The following is a 19654-nucleotide window of genomic DNA, read 5'->3' as shown; positions in this document are numbered from 1 at the left end:
GACGGGGGGTCCAGTGACGACGAGGACGACGGGGGGACGGACGGGGTGAATGACGGGGGTGACTGACGGGTAGCTGGTGGTGTGGTCGACACCATGCCTCACCAGTCGAACCCGGCCCTGCATTTGCGTGCGTGTGCGACTAGCCTTGTCGTCGACTTGGTCAATCCTCGCGCGATCACATCTGGAAGAGGCGAAACAAGCGTGGCGCAGTCCCCGAACGGGCAGTCCGGCAACCAGTCCTCGGTTGCACCGTCATCTGACCTGGGAGCCAACGAGTGGCTCGTGGAGGAGATGAAGGAGCAGTACGACAAGGATCCCGCGAGCGTGGGGCCGGAGTGGGCGTCCTACTTCGGCAACGGGAGCGCCTCCCCCGCCCCCAACGCCCAGAAGACGCAGTCCCAGCCGCAGGCGAGCACGCAGACCCAGACCCAGACCAAGGCCCCCGTGACGTCCCAGGCTCCGGCCAAGGCGCCGGCGAAGGCCCCCGCCCAGCCCGCCGCCAAGCAGGCCGACAAGCCCGCCGACAAGCAGGCCGACAAGCCCGCCGACGGGGCCGCTGACAAGCAGGCCCCGGCGAAGTCCGCGACCGCGACGCCGCGACCCGCGGCCGCCGCCGACGAGCCGGCGAAGGGCTCGGCCAAGCCCGTCGCGAAGGACCCGAAGCCTGCCGCGCCCACGCCGGCCGCCGACGAGCCGACCTACACCGTGCTGCGCGGCGCGCCCGCGCGCACCGCCGCCAACATGGACGCGTCGCTGTCGGTCCCGACCGCCACCTCGGTGCGCTCGGTCCCCGTCAAGCTGCTGTGGGACAACCGCACGGTCATCAACAACCACCTCGCCCGCGCCCGCGGCGGCAAGGTGTCCTTCACCCACATCATCGGCTACGCGCTGGTGAAGGCGCTGCGCTCGATGCCGGAGATGAACGTCGGCTACGAGGTCCGCGACGGCAAGCCCAACCTGATCACGCCGGCCCACATCAACCTCGGCCTCGCGATCGACATGCAGAAGCCCGACGGCACCCGCCAGCTCCTCGTGCCCAACATCAAGGGCGCCGAGGCGATGGACTTCGCCGCCTTCTGGACGGCGTACGAGGACATGGTCCGCAAGGCGCGCGACGGCAAGCTGGCCGTCGCCGACTTCCAGGGCACCACGATGTCCCTGACCAACCCCGGCGGCATCGGCACCGTGCACTCGGTGCCGCGGTTGATGGCCGGGCAGGGCGCGATCATCGGCGTCGGCGCCATGGAGTACCCGCCGGAGTGGCAGGGCGCCTCCGACGAGGCGATCAACCGCAACGCCATCAGCAAGGCGATGACGCTCACCTCGACCTACGACCACCGGGTCATCCAGGGCGCGCAGTCGGGCGAGTTCCTCAAGCGCGTGCACGGCCTGCTGCTGGGCGAGAACGACTTCTACGACGAGATCTTCCGCTCGCTGCGCATCCCCTACGAGCCGATCCGCTGGGCGCGCGACGTGGTGGCCACCCACGACGACGACATCGTCAAGCAGGCTCGGATCCTCGAGCTGATCCACGCCTACCGGGTCCGCGGCCACCTGATGGCCGACACCGACCCCCTGGAGTACCGCCAGCGCAGCCACCCCGACCTGGAGGTGGAGTCGCACGGCCTCACCCTGTGGGACCTCGACCGCGAGTTCGCGACCGGGTCCTTCGGCGGCGAGGGCCGGCGCTTCATGAAGCTGCGCAACATCCTCGGCATCCTGCGTGACTCCTACTGCCGCACCACCGGCATCGAGTACATGCACATCATGGATCCCGAGCAGCGCAAGTGGATCCAGGAGCGCGTCGAGCAGCCGCACGTGAAGCCGCCTCGCGAGGAGCAGCTGCGCATCCTGCTCAAGCTCAACCAGGCCGAGGCGTTCGAGACGTTCCTGCAGACCAAGTTCGTCGGGCAGAAGCGCTTCAGCCTCGAGGGCGGCGAGACCACCATCCCGCTGGTCGACGAGATCTGCGAGGCAGCCGCCGAGACGGGCCTCGACGAGGTCTGCATCGGCATGGCCCACCGCGGCCGGCTCAACATGCTCGCCAACATCGTGGGCAAGAAGTACAGCCAGATCTTCCGCGAGTTCGAGGGCAACATCGACCCGCGCACGGTCCAGGGCTCCGGCGACGTGAAGTACCACCTCGGCGCCGAGGGCGAGTTCATCGCCGGGTCGGGCGACAAGATCAAGGTCTCCGTGGCCGCGAACCCCTCGCACCTCGAGGCGGTCAACCCGGTCCTCGAGGGCATCGCCCGCGCCAAGCAGGACCTCCTCGACCAGGGCGAGAAGTTCCCGGTCCTCCCCCTCCTGGTCCACGGCGACGCCGCGTTCGCCGGGCAGGGCGTGGTGGCCGAGACCCTCAACCTCTCGCAGCTGCGCGGCTACCGCACCGGCGGCACCGTGCACCTGGTGATCAACAACCAGGTCGGGTTCACCACCGCACCCGGCTCCTCCCGCTCGTCCCTCTACGCCACCGACGTGGCGCGGATGGTGCAGGCGCCGATCTTCCACGTCAACGGCGACGACCCGGAGGCGTGCATCCGCGTCGCCCGGCTCGCCTTCGACTACCGCCAGGCGTTCAACAAGGACGTCGTCATCGACCTCGTGTGCTACCGCCGCCGCGGCCACAACGAGGGCGACGACCCGTCCTACACGCAGCCGTTGATGTACGACCTCATCGAGCAGAAGCGGTCGGTGCGCAAGCTCTACACCGAGTCGCTGATCGGTCGTGGCGACATCACGATCGACGAGGCCGAGCAGGTCCTCAAGGACTACCAGCAGCAGCTCGAGCGGGTCTTCACCGAGGTGCGCGAGGCCAGCTCGGAGGCACCGACCGAGTGGACGACGGTCCCGGACTACCCCGACAAGCCGGCCGGCGAGTTCTCCACCGCGGTCACGCCAGAGGTGCTCAAGCGGATCTCCGACAGCTACGTCACGCCGCCGGACGGCTTCACCGTCCACCCCAAGGTGATGCCGCAGCTGCAGCGCCGCGCAGCCGCGATCACCGACGGTCCGATCGACTGGGGCACGGGCGAGATCCTGGCCTTCGGCTCGTTGCTGATGGACGGCCGTCCGGTGCGCCTGGCCGGTCAGGACTCGCGCCGCGGCACCTTCGTGCAGCGCTTCGCGACGATCATCGACCGCACCAACGCCGACGAGTGGACGCCGCTGACCAACCTCACCGAGGACCAGGCCAAGTTCCACGTCTACGACTCGCTGCTGTCGGAGTACGCCGCTCTCGGCTTCGAGTACGGCTACTCCGTGGCGCGGCCCGAGGCGCTCGTGCTGTGGGAGGCGCAGTTCGGCGACTTCGTCAACGGCGCGCAGACCGTCATCGACGAGTTCATCTCGGCCGGCCAGACCAAGTGGCGCCAGCAGTCGGGCGTGGTCCTGCTGCTCCCGCACGGCTATGAGGGCCAGGGTCCCGACCACTCGTCGGCGCGCATCGAGCGCTTCCTGACGATGTCGGCCGAGGACGCCATGGTCGTGGCGCAGCCGTCGACGCCTGCGTCGTACTTCCACCTGCTGCGTCGCCACTCGCTCGGCGAGGAGCACCGCCCGCTGATCGTCTTCACGCCCAAGTCGATGCTCAAGCGCAAGGAGGCGGCCTCGCAGCCGGCCGACTTCGTCGGCGACACCACCTTCCGCGCGTTCATCGGTGACGACGCCGCCGACCGCGACAAGGTGGAGACGCTGATCATGTGCTCGGGCCGGGTGACGTGGGACCTCATGGTCGAGCGGTCCAAGCGCGACAACGGCGACGCCTTCGCCATCGGTCGCATCGAGCGGCTCTACCCCAACCCCGTCGAGGAGATCAAGGCCGAGGTTGCGAAGTACCCCAACCTCAAGGCCGTCCGCTGGGTGCAGGACGAGCCGCGCAACATGGGCCCGTGGCCGCACTACCAGCTCAACGTGTGGCCGGAGCTCGAAATGACCGTCGAGCCGATCACGCGTCCTGCGTCGGCGTCGCCGTCGGTGGGCACGGTGAAGCGCCACGTCGAGGAGCAGAAGACGCTGCTCGACGCGGCCTTCGAGTCGCCGCGCGCCGCCGGCCACGACTACTGAGCCGGGGCCGGACAGGCAGTCAGGAGCATGGGTGTACTTCACTGATCGTGGGATCGAGGAGCTCGAGCGGCGCCGGGGTGACGAGGAGGTCACCCTGGCCTGGCTCGCCGAGCAGCTGCAGGCCTTCGTCGACGCCCACCCCGACTTCGAGGTGCCGATCGAGCGGCTGGCCACCTGGCTGGCCCGGCTCGACGACCCCGAGGACTGAGGGGCGGGCGTCGCGGTGACCTCCGGGCTCGCCGCCGACCTCGGCTACGCGCACGCGACGGGCAACCCCGTGCACCGCGTGGTCCGCTGGGGTGCCGGCACCCGCGCCGGCGGGTGGGTGTTCTCGCGCGTGCTGCGGCACCTCGACGACGTCGTGGGTCGGCTGACGGGTGGGCGGCACAGCGCGCCGGGGCTGCTCGCCGGGCTCGAGGTCCTCGACGTGACGACGACCGGCCGCCGGTCGGGACGGCGCCGGACCAGCCACCTGATCGCGACGCCGTACGACGGCGGGCTGGCGCTGCTGGGCACCAACTTCGGCCAGGCCGCGACGCCGGCGTGGGCCCTCAACCTCGAGGCCGACCCGCGTGCGACCCTCACCTACCGCGGCGCCACGCGGGAGGTCGTCGCGCGGGCCGCGACGCCCGCCGAGGCCGAGGAGGTCTTCGCGCTGGCCTCCCGGTCCTACCCCGGCTACGCCCGCTACCGGCAGCGCGTCGGGCAGACCCGCCGGATCCGGGTGTTCGTGCTCGACCCGGTCTGACAGGTGGCGATCAGGTCCCTGTGCGCGGGACGACCGGGCGGACCGTCACGTCGGGGATCGTGGCATCGGGCGGCAGGTCGATGACGTGGAGGATCGTGTCGACGACCGTCTCCGGGCTGATCCAGCGCGAGGCGTCGTAGGTGCGACCCTCCTGCTCGTGCACCTTCTCCTGCATCGGCGTGGCCGTGCGGCTGGGGTAGACCGTGCTGACCCGCACGCCGTGCTCGACCTCCTCCGCGCGCAACGCGTCGGCGAAGCCACGCAGGCCGAACTTCGAGGCGGCGTACGCCGACCACTCGGCGCTCGCGCTCAGCCCCGCGGAGGAGTTGACGAAGACCACCGTGCCGCGGGCGGTGCGCACGTGCGGCAGGAGCTCGCGCGACAGCACCGCGGGCGCGGTGAGGTTGACGGCGATCTGCTCCTCCCACGCCGCGAGGCGCAGTCGCTCCACCGGCGCCAGCTCGACGACGCCGGCGACGTGCAGGAGCGAGTCCACGGGGCCGTCGACCTGCCGGCCGATGCCGTTGAGCGTTCCCGGGTCGGCGAGGTCGGCCACGAGGACCTGCGCGTGCGGGAACGTCTGCGCGAGCTCGGCCGCTCGGGCGTCGCTGCGAGCGATCAGGACCAGCCGGTCGCCGCGGTCGGCGAGGCGGTGGGCGAGGGCGAGCCCGATGCCCGAGCCTGCCCCGGTGACGACGTGCGTGCGGCTCATCGGGTGAAGACGATCTTGCCGAAGACGTCACCCTCCGCCATCGCCGCGAAGCCGTCGCGGGCCTGCTCCATCGGGATGGCCCGGTCGACGAGCGGCCGGGCGCCCGTGGCGTCGAGGAGCTTCACGAGCAGGTCGAGCTCACCCCGGGTGCCCATCGTCGAGCCGATGATCGAGAGCTGCTTGAAGAACACGTGGGTGAGGCCGGCGTCGTCGACGTTGGGGCCGGACGTGGTGCCGCTGATCACGATGCGGCCGCCGGGGCGCAGCGAGCGGATGGAGTGGGTCCAGGTGGCTCTGCCGACGGTCTCCATCACCGCGTCGACCTTCACCGGCAGCCGCGCGCCGGACTCGAACACCTCGTGGGCGCCGAGCTCGCGGGCACGCTCGCGCTTGGCCTCGTCGCGGCTGGTGGCCAGGATCGTCAGCCCGGCCGCCCTTCCCAACGTGATGAGCGCGGTGGCGACCCCGCCGCCGGCGCCCTGCACGAGCACCGTCTCGCCGGGCTTGCACCCGCCCTGCACGAAGAGCATCCGGTAGGCCGTGAGCCACGCGGTGGGCAGGCAGGCCGCCTCCTCGAAGGACAGCGAGGCGGGCTTGGGCACGAGGTTGCGACGCGGCACGACCACCTGGTCGGCGAACGTGCCCTGGTGGCGCTCGGAGAGCAGCGACCGGCCCGGGTCGTCGGCCTCGGCACCCGTCCACCGGGGGTCGCCGATCACGCCGTGGACGACGACCTCGTTGCCGTCCTCGTCGACGCCGGCGGCGTCGCAGCCGAGGATCATGGGCAACGACTCCTCGCGCAGTCCCACGCCACGCAGCGACCACAGGTCGTGGTGGTTGAGGCTGGCGGCCTTCACCGTCACGGTCGTCCACCCGTCGGGCGCCTCGGGAGCGGGTCGCTCCCCCACCACCAGGCCGCTCAGCGGGTCGTCGGAGGAGAAGGACTCGGCGTAGACAGCGAACATGTCCCGACCCTAGCGAGTCACTCCTGTTATCCGGTTGCGGGTCGTCACGCCGAGCGGTTGGGTTGGCCGGTGAGCATCGACGTACGTCCCTCGGAGGACGCCGCCACCTACCTGGCCACCGACCAGCTCGTCTGGTTCGGCGAGGTCACCGACGCCGACGCCGAGCACCTGCGGCTCGGGCTGCCCGAGGACCAACGGTTCGTCGTCGACCTGCCCGACGGTCCGGACGACCTGCACAGCGGGATCTACGGGGTCCGCCCGATGGAGATGTCGCTGCCCGGCGGTGCACTCGTGGCGATCGCCGGCCTCACCTGGGTCGGCGTACACCCCGACGCGCGGCGCCGCGGTGTCCTCGCCGCGATGATGACCGACCACCTCGCCCGTACCCGCGACGCCGGGACCGCCCTCTCCGCACTCCATGCGAGCGAGGCCGCCATCTACGGGCGCTTCGGCTACGGCAACGCGGTCCTCACGCACCAGGTCACCCTCGGCCGCGGCACCACGTTCACCGCCCCGCACCTCGAGGACGAGGCCGCCGCGATCACCACCCACCTGCTCGACATGGCCGCCCCCGGCGTCACCGAGCGGATGCGCGCCTGCCAGCTGGCCGCGGCACCGGACTTCCCCGGCACGATCGTCGGCTCGCCCGACTTCTTCTCCCTCATGGCCCACGAGGCGCCGGAGCAGCTGCGCGACAAGGAGCGGCGCCGCATCCTCCTCGCCCGCCGCGACGGTCAGGACATCGGTTTCACCGGCCTGCGCCGGGAGCACAAGTGGGAGAACGCGCGTCCGTCGGGCACCGTGGTCGTCGGCACCCTCTGCGGCTCCCCCGCCGCGCGGCTCGCCCTCGCCCGCCGTGTGGTCGACCTCGACCTGATGGGCACGACCAAGCTCGAGAACCTCGGCCTCGACGACCCGCTCCTCGGCTGGATCGGCGGACCGCGGAGCGCCGGCAGCCTCCAGACCTGGGACAGCACGTGGGTCCGCCTCGTCGACCTCGAGGCCGCCTGGCCGCTGCGCTCCTACGAGGCCGACTGCGACGTCGTCGTGGAGGTGGTGGACCGCTACGCGCCCTGGAACGCCGGGCGCTGGCGGCTGACGGCCTCCTCCGGCATCGGGTCTGCCACGCGCACCGACGCCGACGCCGAGCTCGCCCTCGACATCGCCGTCCTCGGTGCCGGCTACCTCGGCCACTCGATCGGCGGCCTGCTCCGGGCCGGGCTCGTGCAGGACCACCGCTCGGGGTCGTACGCCGAGCTCGCTCGCGCGATGCGCACCCTGGTGGCCCCGGAGCCGTCGATCGGCTTCTAGCGTCGGCCGCCCGACCGTCGGCGCACGTGCGGCGCGTGTGGCCCCCGACACGGCGATCCAGGGGTCAGTTCCGCCGCACGTGCGCGGTCAGCCGTCGATCGGGTTCTAGCCGGGGCGGGCGATGATGCGGACGCCGTCGGCGGTCGTCTCGGTCGTCGTCCGCGCCGGGGTCACCATGACGTACTCCTCGTCGACGGTCGTCGCGGAACCGCAGACGGCGTACCCGGCGAAGATCACGCCAGACTCACCGTCGTTGTTGAGCTGCACTGCCCACCCGTTGTCGGGGATCGTGTCGCTGTCGGCACCGCTCCCGAGCATGTTGTCGTCGAACGGGAACGAGCTGTGCATGCTCAAGGTCGTCCCAGAGCCCGTCGCAGCCGGCCCGCCCCCGGTCGGGGACAGGCCGTCGGGGCAGAAGAGATAGAGCGTCGTGACCCCGACCGCCGCGTTCAGCGGCCCGGTCCGGACGTAGACCAGGTCGAGGTCGCCACTCGCACCGGCCGGGCCGGCCGGCCCCTGAGGTCCGGCGGGGCCCTGCGGACCGGCCGGTCCCTGAGGTCCGGTGGGCCCCTGGGCGCCACCGGGCAGCTGCCCGACACCGAAGTCGCGGGACTTGAGGCTGCCGTCGGCGACCGTGCGGGAGTCGACGGCCCCCTTCGCGAGGTCGGCGCGTCTCACGCCTCCGTCCTTGATGTCCTTGCTGGTGATGAGCTGCGCGGCGTACGCCGTCCCGCCTCCGAGCGCGAGAGCAAGAGCCACCGTCGAGGCGACGGCCGAGTAGCGGCTCGAGCTGAACATTCCACCCATGAGCACTCTCCTTCCGGATGGCGCCGACCCCGATGGTCGGCGTCCCGACCACCGTGCGGCGTCGGCGGGGCCCGGCGACAGGGACGCACGTCCCGGGCGGTCGGGAATCAAGAGTCCGCAGGTTCAGAGGCGCACGTGGAGCGTCGCCGCCCACGACGCGGCGTCGGGGTCGTCGACGTCGGTGACGGCACGCAGGGTCGCGTGCGATGCTCCCGCCTCGAGCACCATGAGTCCCTCGACCTTCAGCACGCTGCCTCGCACCTCCGGGAGCCGCACCACCTCGGTGACCCGGTCGTCGCGGATCAGGGCCAGGGCCGTCGCGGTGACCGGCCCGTCGTCGCGTGCGTTCGGGCTGTCCTCGGCCGCGGCGCTGGCGAGCAGGCCCTCGTCGGGGAGGTGCACGACGTCCGTGATCGCCAGGCCGACGCCGTCCGCCGACCCGAGGTCGTAGTGCACGGGCCGCGACACCTGCAGGTCTGCCGCAGCCACCTCGCGGCGTGCCGCGGCGAGGGCTGCGCCGATATCGAGGTCCACGCTGCCGGACGGCAGCCCCGCCGAGGGCAGTCCGCGGTGGAACCACCGCAGCGTGTCGCCGACGACGCAGGCACCCTCGAGGTTCAGCACGTCGTGCGCGACGTCCAGCGCTGCGGCGACGGTTGCGTACACCTCGGTCATGTCGGCGACGACCACGCGCGGTCCACCCTCCTCGAGGTGCAGCAGGCACCACCGCATCCGCCGCGACGAGGAGCCCGACCCCATCAGCAGCACCGCCGGTCCCGCACCCGTCGTCACATGGCACGCCGCCTCGAGGTCGGGCTTGAGGTGCTTGGTGCCTGACTCCTCGTCGAACACCTCGTGCCCGTCCACCGGCGGCAGGAGTCGTACGCGGGTGGCTCCCTCCTCCGGGCGGAACCACGCCGCGTGGACGGTGTCGTCGGAGGCGACGAGGTGTCCGTCACCGAACGGCGCGACCGCGGAGGCCGCCCGCACGGGCGTCCCGTCCCCGAACCGCAGCCGCTCCGCCCCCGACACCTCGACGTCCATGCCCCGATGCTGCCAGAGCAGCACATCGCGCGGCGCGTCCAACAGGGCGAACCTGGGCGCGCCAGCCTGCTCGGGCGTGCCGATCCGGCCCGGGCAGGACTTCGTCCTGTTCGACGCTCTGCGACCGCCCGGCCCGGGGTCGGGTCAGCGGCGCGCGACCCCGTCGCGGCGGGCGGCGTCGGCCACCGCGGAGCGTACGGCGCCCGGGACGCGCGGGTCGAAGGGCGACGGGATGACCAGGTCCTCGCGGAGGTCGTCGCCGACCAGCTCGGCGAGGGCGGTCGCGGCGGCGACCTTCATGCCCTCGGTGATCGCGGTGGCGTGGACGTCGAAGGCGCCGCGGAAGATGCCGGGGAACGCGAGCACGTTGTTGATCTGGTTGGGGTAGTCCGAGCGCCCGGTGGCGACGACCCGGGCGTACCTGTTCGCCAGGTCGGGGTGCACCTCGGGCGTCGGGTTCGCCAGGCCGAAGATGATCGCGTCGGCGGCCATCGAGGCCACGATCTCCTCGGGCACCTGCCCGCCGGAGACGCCGATGTAGACGTCGGCACCGGCCATCACGTCGGCCAGGCTCCCCGACCGACCGGACACGTCGGCGGTGTCGCGGGCGAGTGCGGCCTTGACCTCCGTGAGGTCGGCGCGCTCGGAGTTGAGCACGCCCTTGCGGTCGAGGACCGCGACGTCGCGCACCCCGGCCTCGAGCAGGATGCGCGCCACGGCCACGCCAGCGGCACCGGCGCCCTGCACCACCACGCGGACGGTCGCGGCGTCGCGACCGGTCAACCGCAGCGCATTGGTCAGCGCTGCCAGCGCGACGACGGCCGTGCCGTGCTGGTCGTCGTGGAAGACCGGGATGTCGAGGCGCTCCTTCAGCCGGGCCTCGATCTCGAAGCAGCGCGGGGCCGAGATGTCCTCGAGGTTGATCCCGCCGAAGCTCGGCGCGAGCCGGACGACGGTCTCGATGATCTCGTCGACGTCGGTGGTGTCGAGGCAGATCGGCACGGCGTCGACGCCGCCGAACTGCTTGAAGAGCACCGCCTTGCCCTCCATCACCGGCATCGCGGCGGCCGGGCCGATGTCGCCGAGGCCGAGGACCGCCGTCCCGTCGGTGACGACGGCGACCGTGTTGGGCACCCACGTGTAGTGCTGGGTCATCGACGGGTCCGCGGCGATGGCCTCGCACACCCGCGCCACGCCGGGCGTGTAGGCGAGGGAGAGCTCGTCCGGGCCGGTCAGCGCGGCCGTCGAGCGGATCTCCATCTTGCCGCCGACGTGCAGGTCGAAGACGGGGTCGCCGGCGTGCGGGTGCGAAGCCATGCCCGGGATACTGGCACAGGTCAGGGGCCTGCGAGCCTGCGTCCCACGCGTGGGGAAGGCCACACTCGAAGGCGTACGACGGCCAGCACGTCGACCTCCGGCACGGGCCCGCGGTGGCGGGAGTCGACGCCCTCGTCGGGGTTGTCGCTCAGCAGCCACCAGCCGGCTGCGCCGGAGCGCGTACGACGTCCCTCGACCGCACGCTTGACCGCGACCGTGCCGTCGACGAACCGGGCGACGACCAGGTCGCCGGGCCGGGGCGAGGCGCCGTACCGGACGAGGAGAAGATCGCCGTCGCGCAGCGTCGGGAGCATCGAACGACCGCGCACGACAGCCGTCCCGAACGGGGGCCCGGAGCGTCCACCCCGAGGGGCGGGACCCCGCTGCAGACGCCTCTCCACGCGGAGTAGTGTCGCAGCAGATGCACATCTTCCCGATCGAGAGGAATCCGATGCTTCGCCACCTGCTGCTCGCCCCCACCGTCGAGGTCTCCGCCCACTGCGACCTTCCCTGCGGCGTCTACGACCCTGCCCAGGCCCGCATCGAGGCCGAGTCGATCAAGGCGATCATCGCCAAGGTCGCCGACAACGACGACCCCGACTTCCGGACCCGCGCGATCCTCATCAAGGAGCAGCGCTCGGAGCTCGTCAAGCACCACCTGTGGGTGCTGTGGACCGACTACTTCAAGCCCCCGCACTTCGAGAAGTACCCCCAGCTGCACACCCTCGTCAACGAGGCCACCAAGCTGGCCGGTGCCTCCGGCACCAAGGGTGAGCTCGACGCCGGCAAGGCCGACGAGCTGCTCGCCAAGATCGACGAGATCGCGGAGATCTTCTGGGAGACGAAGAAGGCCTGAGCGAAACGAAGGCCTGACGCTCTCGACGCCGCACCGACCTCCGGGTCGGTGCGGCGTTCTGCTTCCCCGTCACGCCATGGCGCCGTTGGGCCCCTTCGCGACAGCACCCACGTTGTGGTCCTCCTTGCCGCAGCGCAGGCAGCGGAGGAACTTCCCGGCCCGCTCGCCGTCGGATCCGACGGGGTAGGAGATCTTCGTCCAGCGGTGGTCGAAGAGCTTGCAGGTCGTGAACCGCTTGAGGTTGTTCATCCAGATCACCGTCCTCCCCCCGCTCCGACGAGTCTGCTCCTCCCCGGGCGACCCATCAACGACCCGCGACGCGAGGTCTGGACCGCCAGGAGGGCTCCGGCTGGCTAGGCTCCGGCTGGCTGGGCACCGCCCGGCGGACAGGAGGGCCGATGATCGAGCAGGTGACGTTGCGCGACGGCACCGACGCCTTCGTCGTACCACTGGAGCGCACCGACCGGGCGACGCTCGTGGCGGAGTTCGAGACCCTCTCCCCCGAGTCGCAGCGCCGCCGTTTCCTCGCGCCGGTCCGGCACCTGAGCGACACCATGCTGGAGCACCTCGTCGACGACGTCGACGGCGTCGACCACATCGCCCTCGTGCTGTGCGCGGAGACGAGCCCCGACGTCTACGACCCGGTCGCCCTGGCCCGGATGGTGCGCTACGCCGACGCCACCGACGCGGCCGACCTCGCCGTCACCGTCAAGGACGAGTGGCAGGGTCGCGGCGTCGCGACCGCGCTGCTCGAGGTGCTGGTACGCAGCCGTCCGGTGGGCGTGGACCGCATCATCACCGAGGTGCTCCAGGACAACCCCGCGTCGCTGGGGATGCTGCGCCGGCTCGGCCCGGTGGAGCTGGAGGACGAGGGCAACGGGGTGTACGGCGTCGTCGTCGAGCTCGAGCCGAACGCCTCGGTGGACGGGTCGGTCCGTACGCCGTCGCCGGTGCCGGTGGCACGCGTCGGTCGCCGACCAACCGCGCTGCTCCACGAGCCTCGCCACCGCCACGAGCTCCGCACGCGCGACCAGGTGTGTCCGTGGTTCCAGTGATCGTGACGGCTAGGGTGTGCGCAGCATCGGCCTCGAGGACGGGACACTGACGCAGATGGCAGACAACACGGGGACATCTCGCGCCGACGTCGAGCTCCGGCTCCCCGCCGAGGGAGCCTTCGCGACGATCGTCCGCACCACGGCGGCCGGGCTCGCCGCCCGGCTCGACTTCACCATCGACGACATCGAGGACCTGCGCATCGCCATCGGCGAGGCGAGCGCGCTCGTCATCCCGGAGGCCGATCCCGGCACCGACCTCGTCGCCACCTTCTGGTTCGGTCCCGGCTCGATGACCGTCGAGCTGCAGGTCGAGGCGATCGACGACCCCCCGCTCGACACCGAGAGCTTCGCCTGGCAGGTGCTCGACACGATGGCGCAGGACGCCTCGGCAGGACCCGAGGGTGGACGCTTCCGCGTCCGCTTCACGGTGACGTCGGCGGTGGCTGCGGGAATGACAGGTGCCGAGCTCTGACATGAGCCGAGACACGGGGGACACGGGGGACGACACGGCAGGCGACGCTGCCCATGACCACGAGGCCGACGGCGTCGCGCCCAGCGGTCTCGACCACGTACGTGCGCGCAGTGCCGACCTGTTCGGGGTGCTGCGCGACGACGAGGCGAGCAGCGCCGAGCGGGCCGTGGCGCGCGACGACCTGGTGCACCTGCACCTGTCGTTGGTGGAGCACTGCGCCCGGCGCTTCCGCAACCGGGGCGAGCCGTTCGAGGACCTGGTGCAGGTCGGCACCATCGGCCTGATCAAGGCCGTCGACCGCTTCGAGACCGACCGCGGCGTCGAGTTCTCGACCTACGCGACACCGACGGTGATCGGCGAGATCAAGCGTCACTTCCGCGACAAGGGCTGGGCGATCCGCGTGCCACGCCGCCTGCAGGAGCTGCGGATGCAGATCGGCAGCGCCACCGGCGAGCTGACCCAGAAGCTGGGTCGCTCCCCCACGCCGCGCGAGCTGGCCGAGGTCATCGGCTGCACGGTGGAGGAGATCATGGAGGGCATCGAGTCCTCCCACGCCTACGCGACGCTGTCGCTCGACGCCTCGGACGACAGCGACGACGGCCCCCCGGCGATGCTCGCCACGCTCGGGGTCGAGGACGCCAACATCGAGCACGTCGAGGTCCGCGAGTCGATCAAGCCGCTCCTCGAGGGCCTCGGCGAGCGCGAGAAGCGGATCCTGCTCCTGCGCTTCTTCAAGAACATGACGCAGTCCCAGATCGCCGAGGAGATCGGCGTCTCCCAGATGCATGTCTCCCGCCTGCTGACGCGCACGCTCGCCCAGCTGCGTACGTCGCTCGAGGCCGACTGACCCGACCGACTGACCCGACCGGCTGACCCGACCGGAAGGGACGGCCGGCTACCGCTCGGGCGGCGCGTCGTCCTCCAGCACCCGGGTCGTCGCCGGGTGGAGCAGGCCCGCGACGACGACCAGCGCGACGACCGCGAGCCCGATCGCGACGAGCGTGGTGGGCGCGTCGCGGAAGTTCCACGCCAGGCCGAGCTGGATCAGCTGGGCCATCACGACCGGCCCGCGTGCCCAGCGCCGCGCCTTCCACAGCGACCAGGCGCACCAGGCCAGCCCGGCCGCGGCCACGAGGAAGAACATCGTCGTGGTGACGCCCATGGTGAGCCGGATCGAGCGTAGGTTGGCCAGCTCGAGGACGGCCAGCACGAGGAGCAGGAACGCCTCGACGGCGACCAGCGCAGCCGCTACCGCGAGCGGGGGCGGCACGGTAAGGTCGCGGTCACGGGGATCCACCGGGGGCGTAACGGTCACCGGGCAACAGTAGTTGTGACGGACACGACCAGCAGCGGGGGTTGTGTGAACGTTCAAATGTTGTCAGTCTGGTCGCTGCGCTGTCATGCGCCCGGGCCCAGCTGAACGTCCGCCAACAGCAACCGACGTGATGTGAAAGAGGGATTCCCCCACCCATGGATTGGCGCAGCCGCTCCGCATGCCTCGATGAAGACCCCGAGCTCTTCTTCCCCATCGGCAACACCGGGCCCGCGATCCTGCAGATCGAGGAGGCCAAGCAGGTGTGCCGTCGCTGCGAGGTGCGCGAGCAGTGCCTCGCGTGGGCCCTCGAGGCAGGCCAGGACCACGGAGTGTGGGGTGGCCTCAGCGAGGACGAGCGCCGCGCGCTCAAGCGACGCAACGCCCGGGCCCGCATCCGCACGGCCTGAGTCAGTCGACCGGCAGGTCCGCCTGCACGCGCGTGCCCCGGCTGCCCGGTCCGATGTCCAGCACGCCGCCGAGCTCCGACTCCACCAGCGTGCGCACGATCGACAGGCCGAGCTGGGTCGAGGAGTCGAGGTCGAAGTCGTCGGGCAGCCCCCGGCCGTCGTCCTCGACCACGACGTGGAGGCGGCCGACGATGCGGCGTGCGGTGACCACGACCCGGCCCGACGTCTCGGCAGGGACCCCGGCGTAGCCATGCTCGACGGCGTTCTGCAGCAGCTCGGTCAGCACCATCGCGAGCGGCGTGGCCGCCTCAGAGGGTAGCTTCCCGAAGGAGCCCTCACGCACGACCCGGACCGGCACCTCCACGCCGCTGACGTCGACGACCATCGACCCGAGTCGGTCGGCGATCTCGTCGAAGTCGACCGTCTCCTCCACCGCGTGGCTGAGCGTCTCGTGCACGATCGCGATCGACCCGACCCGGCGCACGGCCTCCTCCAGCGCCGCCTTCGCGTCCTCCGCGGGCGTACGACGCGCCTGGAGCCGCAGCAGGGCGGCGACGGTCTGCAGGTTGTTCTTCACCCGGTGGTGGATCTCACGGATCGTGACGTCCTTGGTCACCAGCTCCCGGTCGCGGCTGCGCAGCTCGGTGACGTCCCGCACCAGCAGCAGCGCACCGCTGCGCTCACCCTGCGGACGGAGCGGGATGCTGCGCACGATGAGGGTGACTTCGTCGGTGCCCACCTCGGTCGCACGGCCGTCGCGCCCACCCAGCACCGCGCTCAGCGTCTCCTCGTCGGGGCGCCAGCGGGCCGGCACCAGCTCGCGGGTGAGGTCGGTGAGGACGTGGCCGGCGAGGTCTCCCTGCAGGCCGAGCCGGCGGTAGGCCGAGAGGCCGTTGGGGCTGGCGTAGACGACCCGACCGGCCGGATCGAGACGGACGAAGCCGTCGCCGACGCGGGGTGAGTCGGCGTGGTCGCTGCGCTGCCCGCTGAGCGGGAAGTGCCCGGCCGCGATCATCTGGGTGAGCTCGGCGGCGGTCTGGAGATAGCTGAGCTCGAGGCGGCTCGGGGTGCGTACGCCGAGCAGGTTGGTGTTGCGGGCGATCGTCGCGATCACCCGTCCGGCCCGGCGCACGGGGATGACCTCCACGCGCACGGGTACGTCGTCGCGCCACTCCGGGTCGCCCTCGCGCACCAGCCGACCGGTCGTGTAGGCCTCGTCGAGCATCCGGCGGCGCCCGGTCGGGATGAAGGTCCCGAGGACGTCGTCGACCAGCGCCGTCGGGCCGGTCGTGGGACGCATCTGCCCGCCCGCCCAGTAGCCCCTGCCCTCGCGGTCGGGGAGCCAGAGCACGAGGTCGGCGAAGGAAAGGTCGGCGAGGATCTGCCAGTCCGCCATGAGCAGCTGGAGCCAGGCGACGTCGTCCTCGACGAGGTCGGTGTGGGCTCGCACGAGCTCGTGGAGGGAGGGCACCCGGCCAGCCTAGGGCCCCGGACGGACCGGGCTGGGGCTGTGTCGGGGAGGGCTGGCAGGATGGGCGGCATGTCGCTCGGGTACTGGGACCAGGTGCAGAAGGCCGGGTTCGAGGTTCCCTCGGACCGCCCGCTCGACGACCTCACCGCCGAGCTCACCACGATGCTCGGCTCGACGCGTCCCGAGGTCCGCGACGGCACCGCCTACCCCGCCCTGGCCACCTGGATCGACAACGGCGTCTACGACGACCTGCTGGGCGGGCTCGGCGACGGGATGGTCGCGGGCCTCGCCGTCGGGATCGGCGAGGTCGGCACCGACACCGTGTTCCGGCGCAGCTTCAGCGCGCTCGTCCTCGCCGACTGCCTCGAGCGCGACAACACCCAGCACCTGCTCCCCGGCGCCAAGGTCATGGAGTGGGGCGACCGCATCGTGACGTGGTTCCTCGCCGAGCAGGACACCCGCGGCTTCGTGGCCGACAAGGGGTGGGCCCATGCGGTCGCGCACGGCGCCGACACCCTGGGCGCCCTCGGCGAGTCGCCGCACCTGGCCGGCCCGGAGCTCGCGGTGCTGCTCGACGTGCTCGCCGAGCGGCTCCTGCAGCAGCCGGCCGACGCGCCGCTCGCGGCCGGCGAGCCGGACCGGATGGCCCACGCGGCGATGCGGATCCTGCGCCGCAACGCGCTCGGCGTGGACGTCCTCGAGCCGTGGGTGCACCGCGTCGGGGCCGCCGGCAACCCGTTCGGGGGCCCGGTCGACCACGACCCGTTCGCGTCGAGCGCGGCCCCCCAGGCGTTCCTCCGCGCCCTGTTCGTCCACCTCTCGCTGGCGCCCGACCCGCCGGCCGTGCGGCCTGACCTGCTGCTCGTCGTGATCGAGGCGCTCCGCATGACGAACGCTCCCTACTTGCGAGTAGACACCCGCTAACCTGCGGGCATGAGCAGCAGCGAGATCACCGGCCACAGCGGCGAGCTGGCCGTCCAGGTCGCCCGAGCCCACGGCGTCGAGACCATGTTCACCTTGTCGGGGGCCCACGTCTTCCCGATGTACGACGGCGCGGTGAAGACGCAGCAGGAGGGGCAGGGCCCGCAGATGCGGCTGCTCGACGTGCGCCACGAGCAGACCGCCGCCTTCGCAGCCGAGGCGACCGGCAAGCTCACCCGCGTCCCCGGCCTGGCCGTGCTCACCGCGGGGCCGGGCGTCACCAACGGCATCAGCGCCATCGCGCAGGCCCAGTTCGCGGGCTCCCCGATGGTCGTCGTCGGCGGTCGCGCGCCACAGAACCGCTGGGGCACCGGCTCGCTGCAGGAGCTCGACCAGCCGCCGATCATCGCGCCGGTGGCGAAGTCGGCGAAGACGCTCATGACGGCCGGCGACGTGGCGGCCGGCATGGACGAGGCCTTCACCCTGGCCCGCTCGAGCCACCGGGGCCCGGTCTTCGTGGACATCCCGATGGACGAGTTCTTCAACTCCGCCTCCGGCAGCGTCGGCTCCGGCGAGGGCACCCGCATCGAGCCGGACGGCGACGCCATCGTCGCGATCGCGGGCCTCCTCGCCCGCGCCGAGCGGCCGGTGCTCATCCTGGGCACCGACGTCTGGGCCGACCACGCCGAGGCGGCCGCGCTGCGCTTCGTGGAGGACCTCGGCATCCCGACCCTGACCAACGGCATGGGCCGCGGCGTCATCCCGGGCGGGCACCGCTCGCTGGTCACCAAGGCCCGCGGCGCCGCCCTGTCCGGCGCCGACCTGGTCGTCGTGGTCGGCACGCCTCTCGACTTCCGCCTCGGCTACGGCGCCTTCGGTGGTCCCGACAAGAACCCGACCGGCGAGTTCGCGCGGGTCGTCCACATCGCCGACTCCCCCGGCCAGGTCGCCGGCCACGCCGAGCTCGCCGCCTCCGTGTCCGGTGACCTCACCACCGTCCTCGACGGCCTGCAGGCAGCCGTCGAGCGCGGCGACAAGCCCGACTGGCGTGCGTGGTCCGACCAGCTCGCCGACCAGGTGAGGACGGCTGCCGAGCGGGACGCCCAGCTCCTCACCGCCGAGGCCGACCCGATCCACCCCGCCCGCATCTACGGTGAGCTGGTCCCCCGGCTCGAGGACGACTCGGTCGTCATCGGCGACGGCGGCGACTTCGTCTCCTTCGCCGGCAAGTACGTCGAGCCGAAGCGGCCCGGCGGCTGGCTCGACCCCGGTCCCTACGGCTGCCTCGGCGCCGGCCTCGGCGCGGCGATCGCGGCCCGCATCGCGAGACCCGACGCGCAGGTGACGCTCCTGCTCGGCGACGGCGCGGCCGGTTTCTCGCTCATGGACGTCGACACCCTCGTGCGCCACGACCTCCCGGTCGTCATGGTGATGGGCAACAACTCCGCCTGGGGCCTGGAGAAGGGCCCGATGCAGATGCTCTACGGCTACGACGTCGCCGCCGACCTCGCCCAGCGCACGCCGTACGACGACGTGGTGAAGGCGCTCGGTGGAGCCGGGGAGACGGTCACCGACCCGAAGCAGATCGGGCCGGCCCTCGACCGGGCGTACGCCGCCGGAGTGCCCTACCTCGTCAACGTCATCACCGACGTCGAGGCGGCCTACCCCCGCAACACGTTCGGCATCTGAGGTCCCGGCCGTGACCGGGCTGGAGGTGCGTCGCATCCGCCCCCAGGAGCACGCAGCGGCCGGCGAGGTGTGCGTGGCGGCGTACGACCCGCTGCTCACGGGCGCCGAGGACGACTACCGCGACCGGCTGCGCGACGTCGCGACCCGTGACGCGCAGGCCGAGGTGTGGGTGGCCGCCCTCGACGACCGGGTGGTCGGCGTGGTGACCTACTGCCCGCCCGGCTCGCCGTGGCGGGAGATCGGGCGCGACGACGAGGGCGAGTTCCGGATGCTGGCGGTCCACCCGGCCGCGCAGGGCTCCGGTGCCGGCACGGCACTGGCCCGGCTGTGCGAGCAGCGCGCACGCGAGGACGACGCCACCGGGATGGCGCTGTCATCGCTGGCGACGATGGCCGCGGCCCACCGGGTCTACGCGCGACTCGGCTACGTCCGCGACCCCGGCCGCGACTGGTCACCGGTGCCGGGCGTCGACCTGCTCGCCTTCCACAAGTCCTTCTGA

21 protein-coding genes are annotated in these 19654 nt (G+C 71.9%); 12 read left to right on the top strand and 9 right to left on the bottom strand.

What is annotated here, in order from left to right; genetic code table 11:
* The first annotated feature begins 261 nt into the window (after positions 1-261).
* From HOO61_RS11125 to HOO61_RS11115, 3 genes are read left to right on the top strand one after another with little or no spacing between them, the layout of a single operon-like run.
* A complete protein-coding gene (locus HOO61_RS11125; protein ID WP_301539038.1) occupies positions 262-4065 on the top strand; it encodes a multifunctional oxoglutarate decarboxylase/oxoglutarate dehydrogenase thiamine pyrophosphate-binding subunit/dihydrolipoyllysine-residue succinyltransferase subunit in 3804 nt (1267 codons plus the stop codon).
* 31 nt (positions 4066-4096) lie between these two features.
* Positions 4097-4273: a DUF6104 family protein gene (locus tag HOO61_RS11120; protein WP_168218509.1), complete on the top strand. Its 177-nt coding sequence runs from the start codon at positions 4097-4099 to the stop codon at positions 4271-4273.
* Positions 4274-4288: 15 nt separating this feature from the next.
* Positions 4289-4813: a nitroreductase family deazaflavin-dependent oxidoreductase gene (locus tag HOO61_RS11115; protein ID WP_172258729.1), complete on the top strand. Its 525-nt coding sequence runs from the start codon at positions 4289-4291 to the stop codon at positions 4811-4813.
* 10 nt (positions 4814-4823) lie between these two features.
* Here HOO61_RS11115 and HOO61_RS11110 read toward each other — a convergent pair whose 3' ends face one another.
* Positions 4824-5525 carry an SDR family oxidoreductase gene (locus HOO61_RS11110; RefSeq protein WP_172258728.1) on the bottom strand — a complete coding sequence of 234 codons (702 nt, stop codon included), beginning with the start codon at positions 5523-5525 and terminating at the stop codon, positions 4824-4826.
* The gene (locus tag HOO61_RS11105) at positions 5522-6490 is read right to left on the bottom strand and encodes a zinc-binding dehydrogenase (RefSeq protein WP_172258727.1); all 969 of its coding nucleotides are present in this window, start codon (positions 6488-6490) and stop codon (positions 5522-5524) included. Before HOO61_RS11105 ends, HOO61_RS11110 begins: the two co-directional genes overlap by 4 nt.
* Before the next feature lie 69 nt (positions 6491-6559).
* Here HOO61_RS11105 and HOO61_RS11100 point away from each other — a divergent pair, with 69 nt between their 5' ends.
* A complete protein-coding gene (locus HOO61_RS11100) occupies positions 6560-7801 on the top strand; it encodes a GNAT family N-acetyltransferase (RefSeq protein WP_172258726.1) in 1242 nt (413 codons plus the stop codon).
* 105 nt (positions 7802-7906) lie between these two features.
* Here the strand turns inward: HOO61_RS11100 and HOO61_RS23715 are convergent, their stop codons facing one another.
* The 4 genes from HOO61_RS23715 to HOO61_RS11080 form a co-directional block, all read right to left on the bottom strand.
* Positions 7907-8608: a collagen-like protein gene (locus tag HOO61_RS23715; protein WP_216658789.1), complete on the bottom strand. Its 702-nt coding sequence runs from the start codon at positions 8606-8608 to the stop codon at positions 7907-7909.
* 123 nt (positions 8609-8731) lie between these two features.
* The gene (locus tag HOO61_RS11090) at positions 8732-9652 is read right to left on the bottom strand and encodes a hypothetical protein (protein WP_172258725.1); all 921 of its coding nucleotides are present in this window, start codon (positions 9650-9652) and stop codon (positions 8732-8734) included.
* 144 nt (positions 9653-9796) lie between these two features.
* Positions 9797-10969: an NADP-dependent malic enzyme gene (locus tag HOO61_RS11085; protein WP_172258724.1), complete on the bottom strand. Its 1173-nt coding sequence runs from the start codon at positions 10967-10969 to the stop codon at positions 9797-9799.
* Positions 10970-10989: 20 nt separating this feature from the next.
* Positions 10990-11298 (bottom strand): S24/S26 family peptidase, encoded by a 309-nt coding sequence (locus HOO61_RS11080; protein ID WP_367650126.1) that lies wholly within the window; start codon positions 11296-11298, stop codon positions 10990-10992.
* 122 nt (positions 11299-11420) lie between these two features.
* Between HOO61_RS11080 and sodN the strand changes: the two genes are divergently transcribed.
* A complete protein-coding gene (gene sodN / locus HOO61_RS11075; RefSeq protein ID WP_172258723.1) occupies positions 11421-11825 on the top strand; it encodes a superoxide dismutase, Ni in 405 nt (134 codons plus the stop codon).
* A 69-nt stretch (positions 11826-11894) separates the two neighbouring features.
* Here the strand turns inward: sodN and HOO61_RS11070 are convergent, their stop codons facing one another.
* Entirely contained in the window at positions 11895-12074 is a 180-nt protein-coding gene (locus HOO61_RS11070; protein ID WP_172258722.1) for a hypothetical protein, read from the bottom strand.
* A 149-nt stretch (positions 12075-12223) separates the two neighbouring features.
* On the opposite strand from HOO61_RS11070, the gene HOO61_RS11065 reads away from it, so the two are divergent.
* From HOO61_RS11065 to HOO61_RS11055, 3 genes are read left to right on the top strand one after another with little or no spacing between them, the layout of a single operon-like run.
* Positions 12224-12880 (top strand): GNAT family N-acetyltransferase, encoded by a 657-nt coding sequence (locus HOO61_RS11065; RefSeq protein WP_172258721.1) that lies wholly within the window; start codon positions 12224-12226, stop codon positions 12878-12880.
* Between the two features lie 55 nt (positions 12881-12935).
* Positions 12936-13352, top strand: a complete 417-nt coding sequence (locus HOO61_RS11060; RefSeq protein WP_172258720.1) for an anti-sigma factor — start codon at positions 12936-12938, stop codon at positions 13350-13352.
* Position 13353: 1 nt separating this feature from the next.
* The gene (locus HOO61_RS11055) at positions 13354-14199 is read left to right on the top strand and encodes an RNA polymerase sigma factor SigF (RefSeq protein WP_172258719.1); all 846 of its coding nucleotides are present in this window, start codon (positions 13354-13356) and stop codon (positions 14197-14199) included.
* Positions 14200-14247: 48 nt separating this feature from the next.
* Here HOO61_RS11055 and HOO61_RS11050 read toward each other — a convergent pair whose 3' ends face one another.
* The gene (locus HOO61_RS11050) at positions 14248-14667 is read right to left on the bottom strand and encodes a hypothetical protein (RefSeq protein ID WP_172258718.1); all 420 of its coding nucleotides are present in this window, start codon (positions 14665-14667) and stop codon (positions 14248-14250) included.
* A 155-nt stretch (positions 14668-14822) separates the two neighbouring features.
* Here HOO61_RS11050 and HOO61_RS11045 point away from each other — a divergent pair, with 155 nt between their 5' ends.
* Positions 14823-15074: a WhiB family transcriptional regulator gene (locus HOO61_RS11045; RefSeq protein WP_056601527.1), complete on the top strand. Its 252-nt coding sequence runs from the start codon at positions 14823-14825 to the stop codon at positions 15072-15074.
* A 1-nt stretch (position 15075) separates the two neighbouring features.
* Here HOO61_RS11045 and HOO61_RS11040 read toward each other — a convergent pair whose 3' ends face one another.
* Complete coding sequence (locus HOO61_RS11040; protein ID WP_172258717.1) at positions 15076-16545, bottom strand: PAS domain-containing sensor histidine kinase; 1470 nt, start codon at positions 16543-16545, stop codon at positions 15076-15078.
* Between the two features lie 69 nt (positions 16546-16614).
* On the opposite strand from HOO61_RS11040, the gene HOO61_RS11035 reads away from it, so the two are divergent.
* The 3 genes from HOO61_RS11035 to HOO61_RS11025 are packed head-to-tail and all read left to right on the top strand — an operon-like array spanning position 16615 to position 19654.
* Positions 16615-17469: a DUF2785 domain-containing protein gene (locus HOO61_RS11035; RefSeq protein WP_172258716.1), complete on the top strand. Its 855-nt coding sequence runs from the start codon at positions 16615-16617 to the stop codon at positions 17467-17469.
* Positions 17470-17478: 9 nt separating this feature from the next.
* A complete protein-coding gene (locus tag HOO61_RS11030; RefSeq protein ID WP_172258715.1) occupies positions 17479-19155 on the top strand; it encodes an acetolactate synthase in 1677 nt (558 codons plus the stop codon).
* Positions 19156-19165: 10 nt separating this feature from the next.
* Positions 19166-19654 carry a GNAT family N-acetyltransferase gene (locus tag HOO61_RS11025; RefSeq protein WP_367650125.1) on the top strand — a complete coding sequence of 163 codons (489 nt, stop codon included), beginning with the start codon at positions 19166-19168 and terminating at the stop codon, positions 19652-19654.

The organism is Nocardioides sp. zg-1230 (genome assembly GCF_013155335.1).
In the GTDB taxonomy this organism is placed as follows: domain Bacteria; phylum Actinomycetota; class Actinomycetes; order Propionibacteriales; family Nocardioidaceae; genus Nocardioides.
Note: the sequence above shows the minus strand (reverse complement) of the source record. Positions and strands in the feature narration are given on the sequence as shown.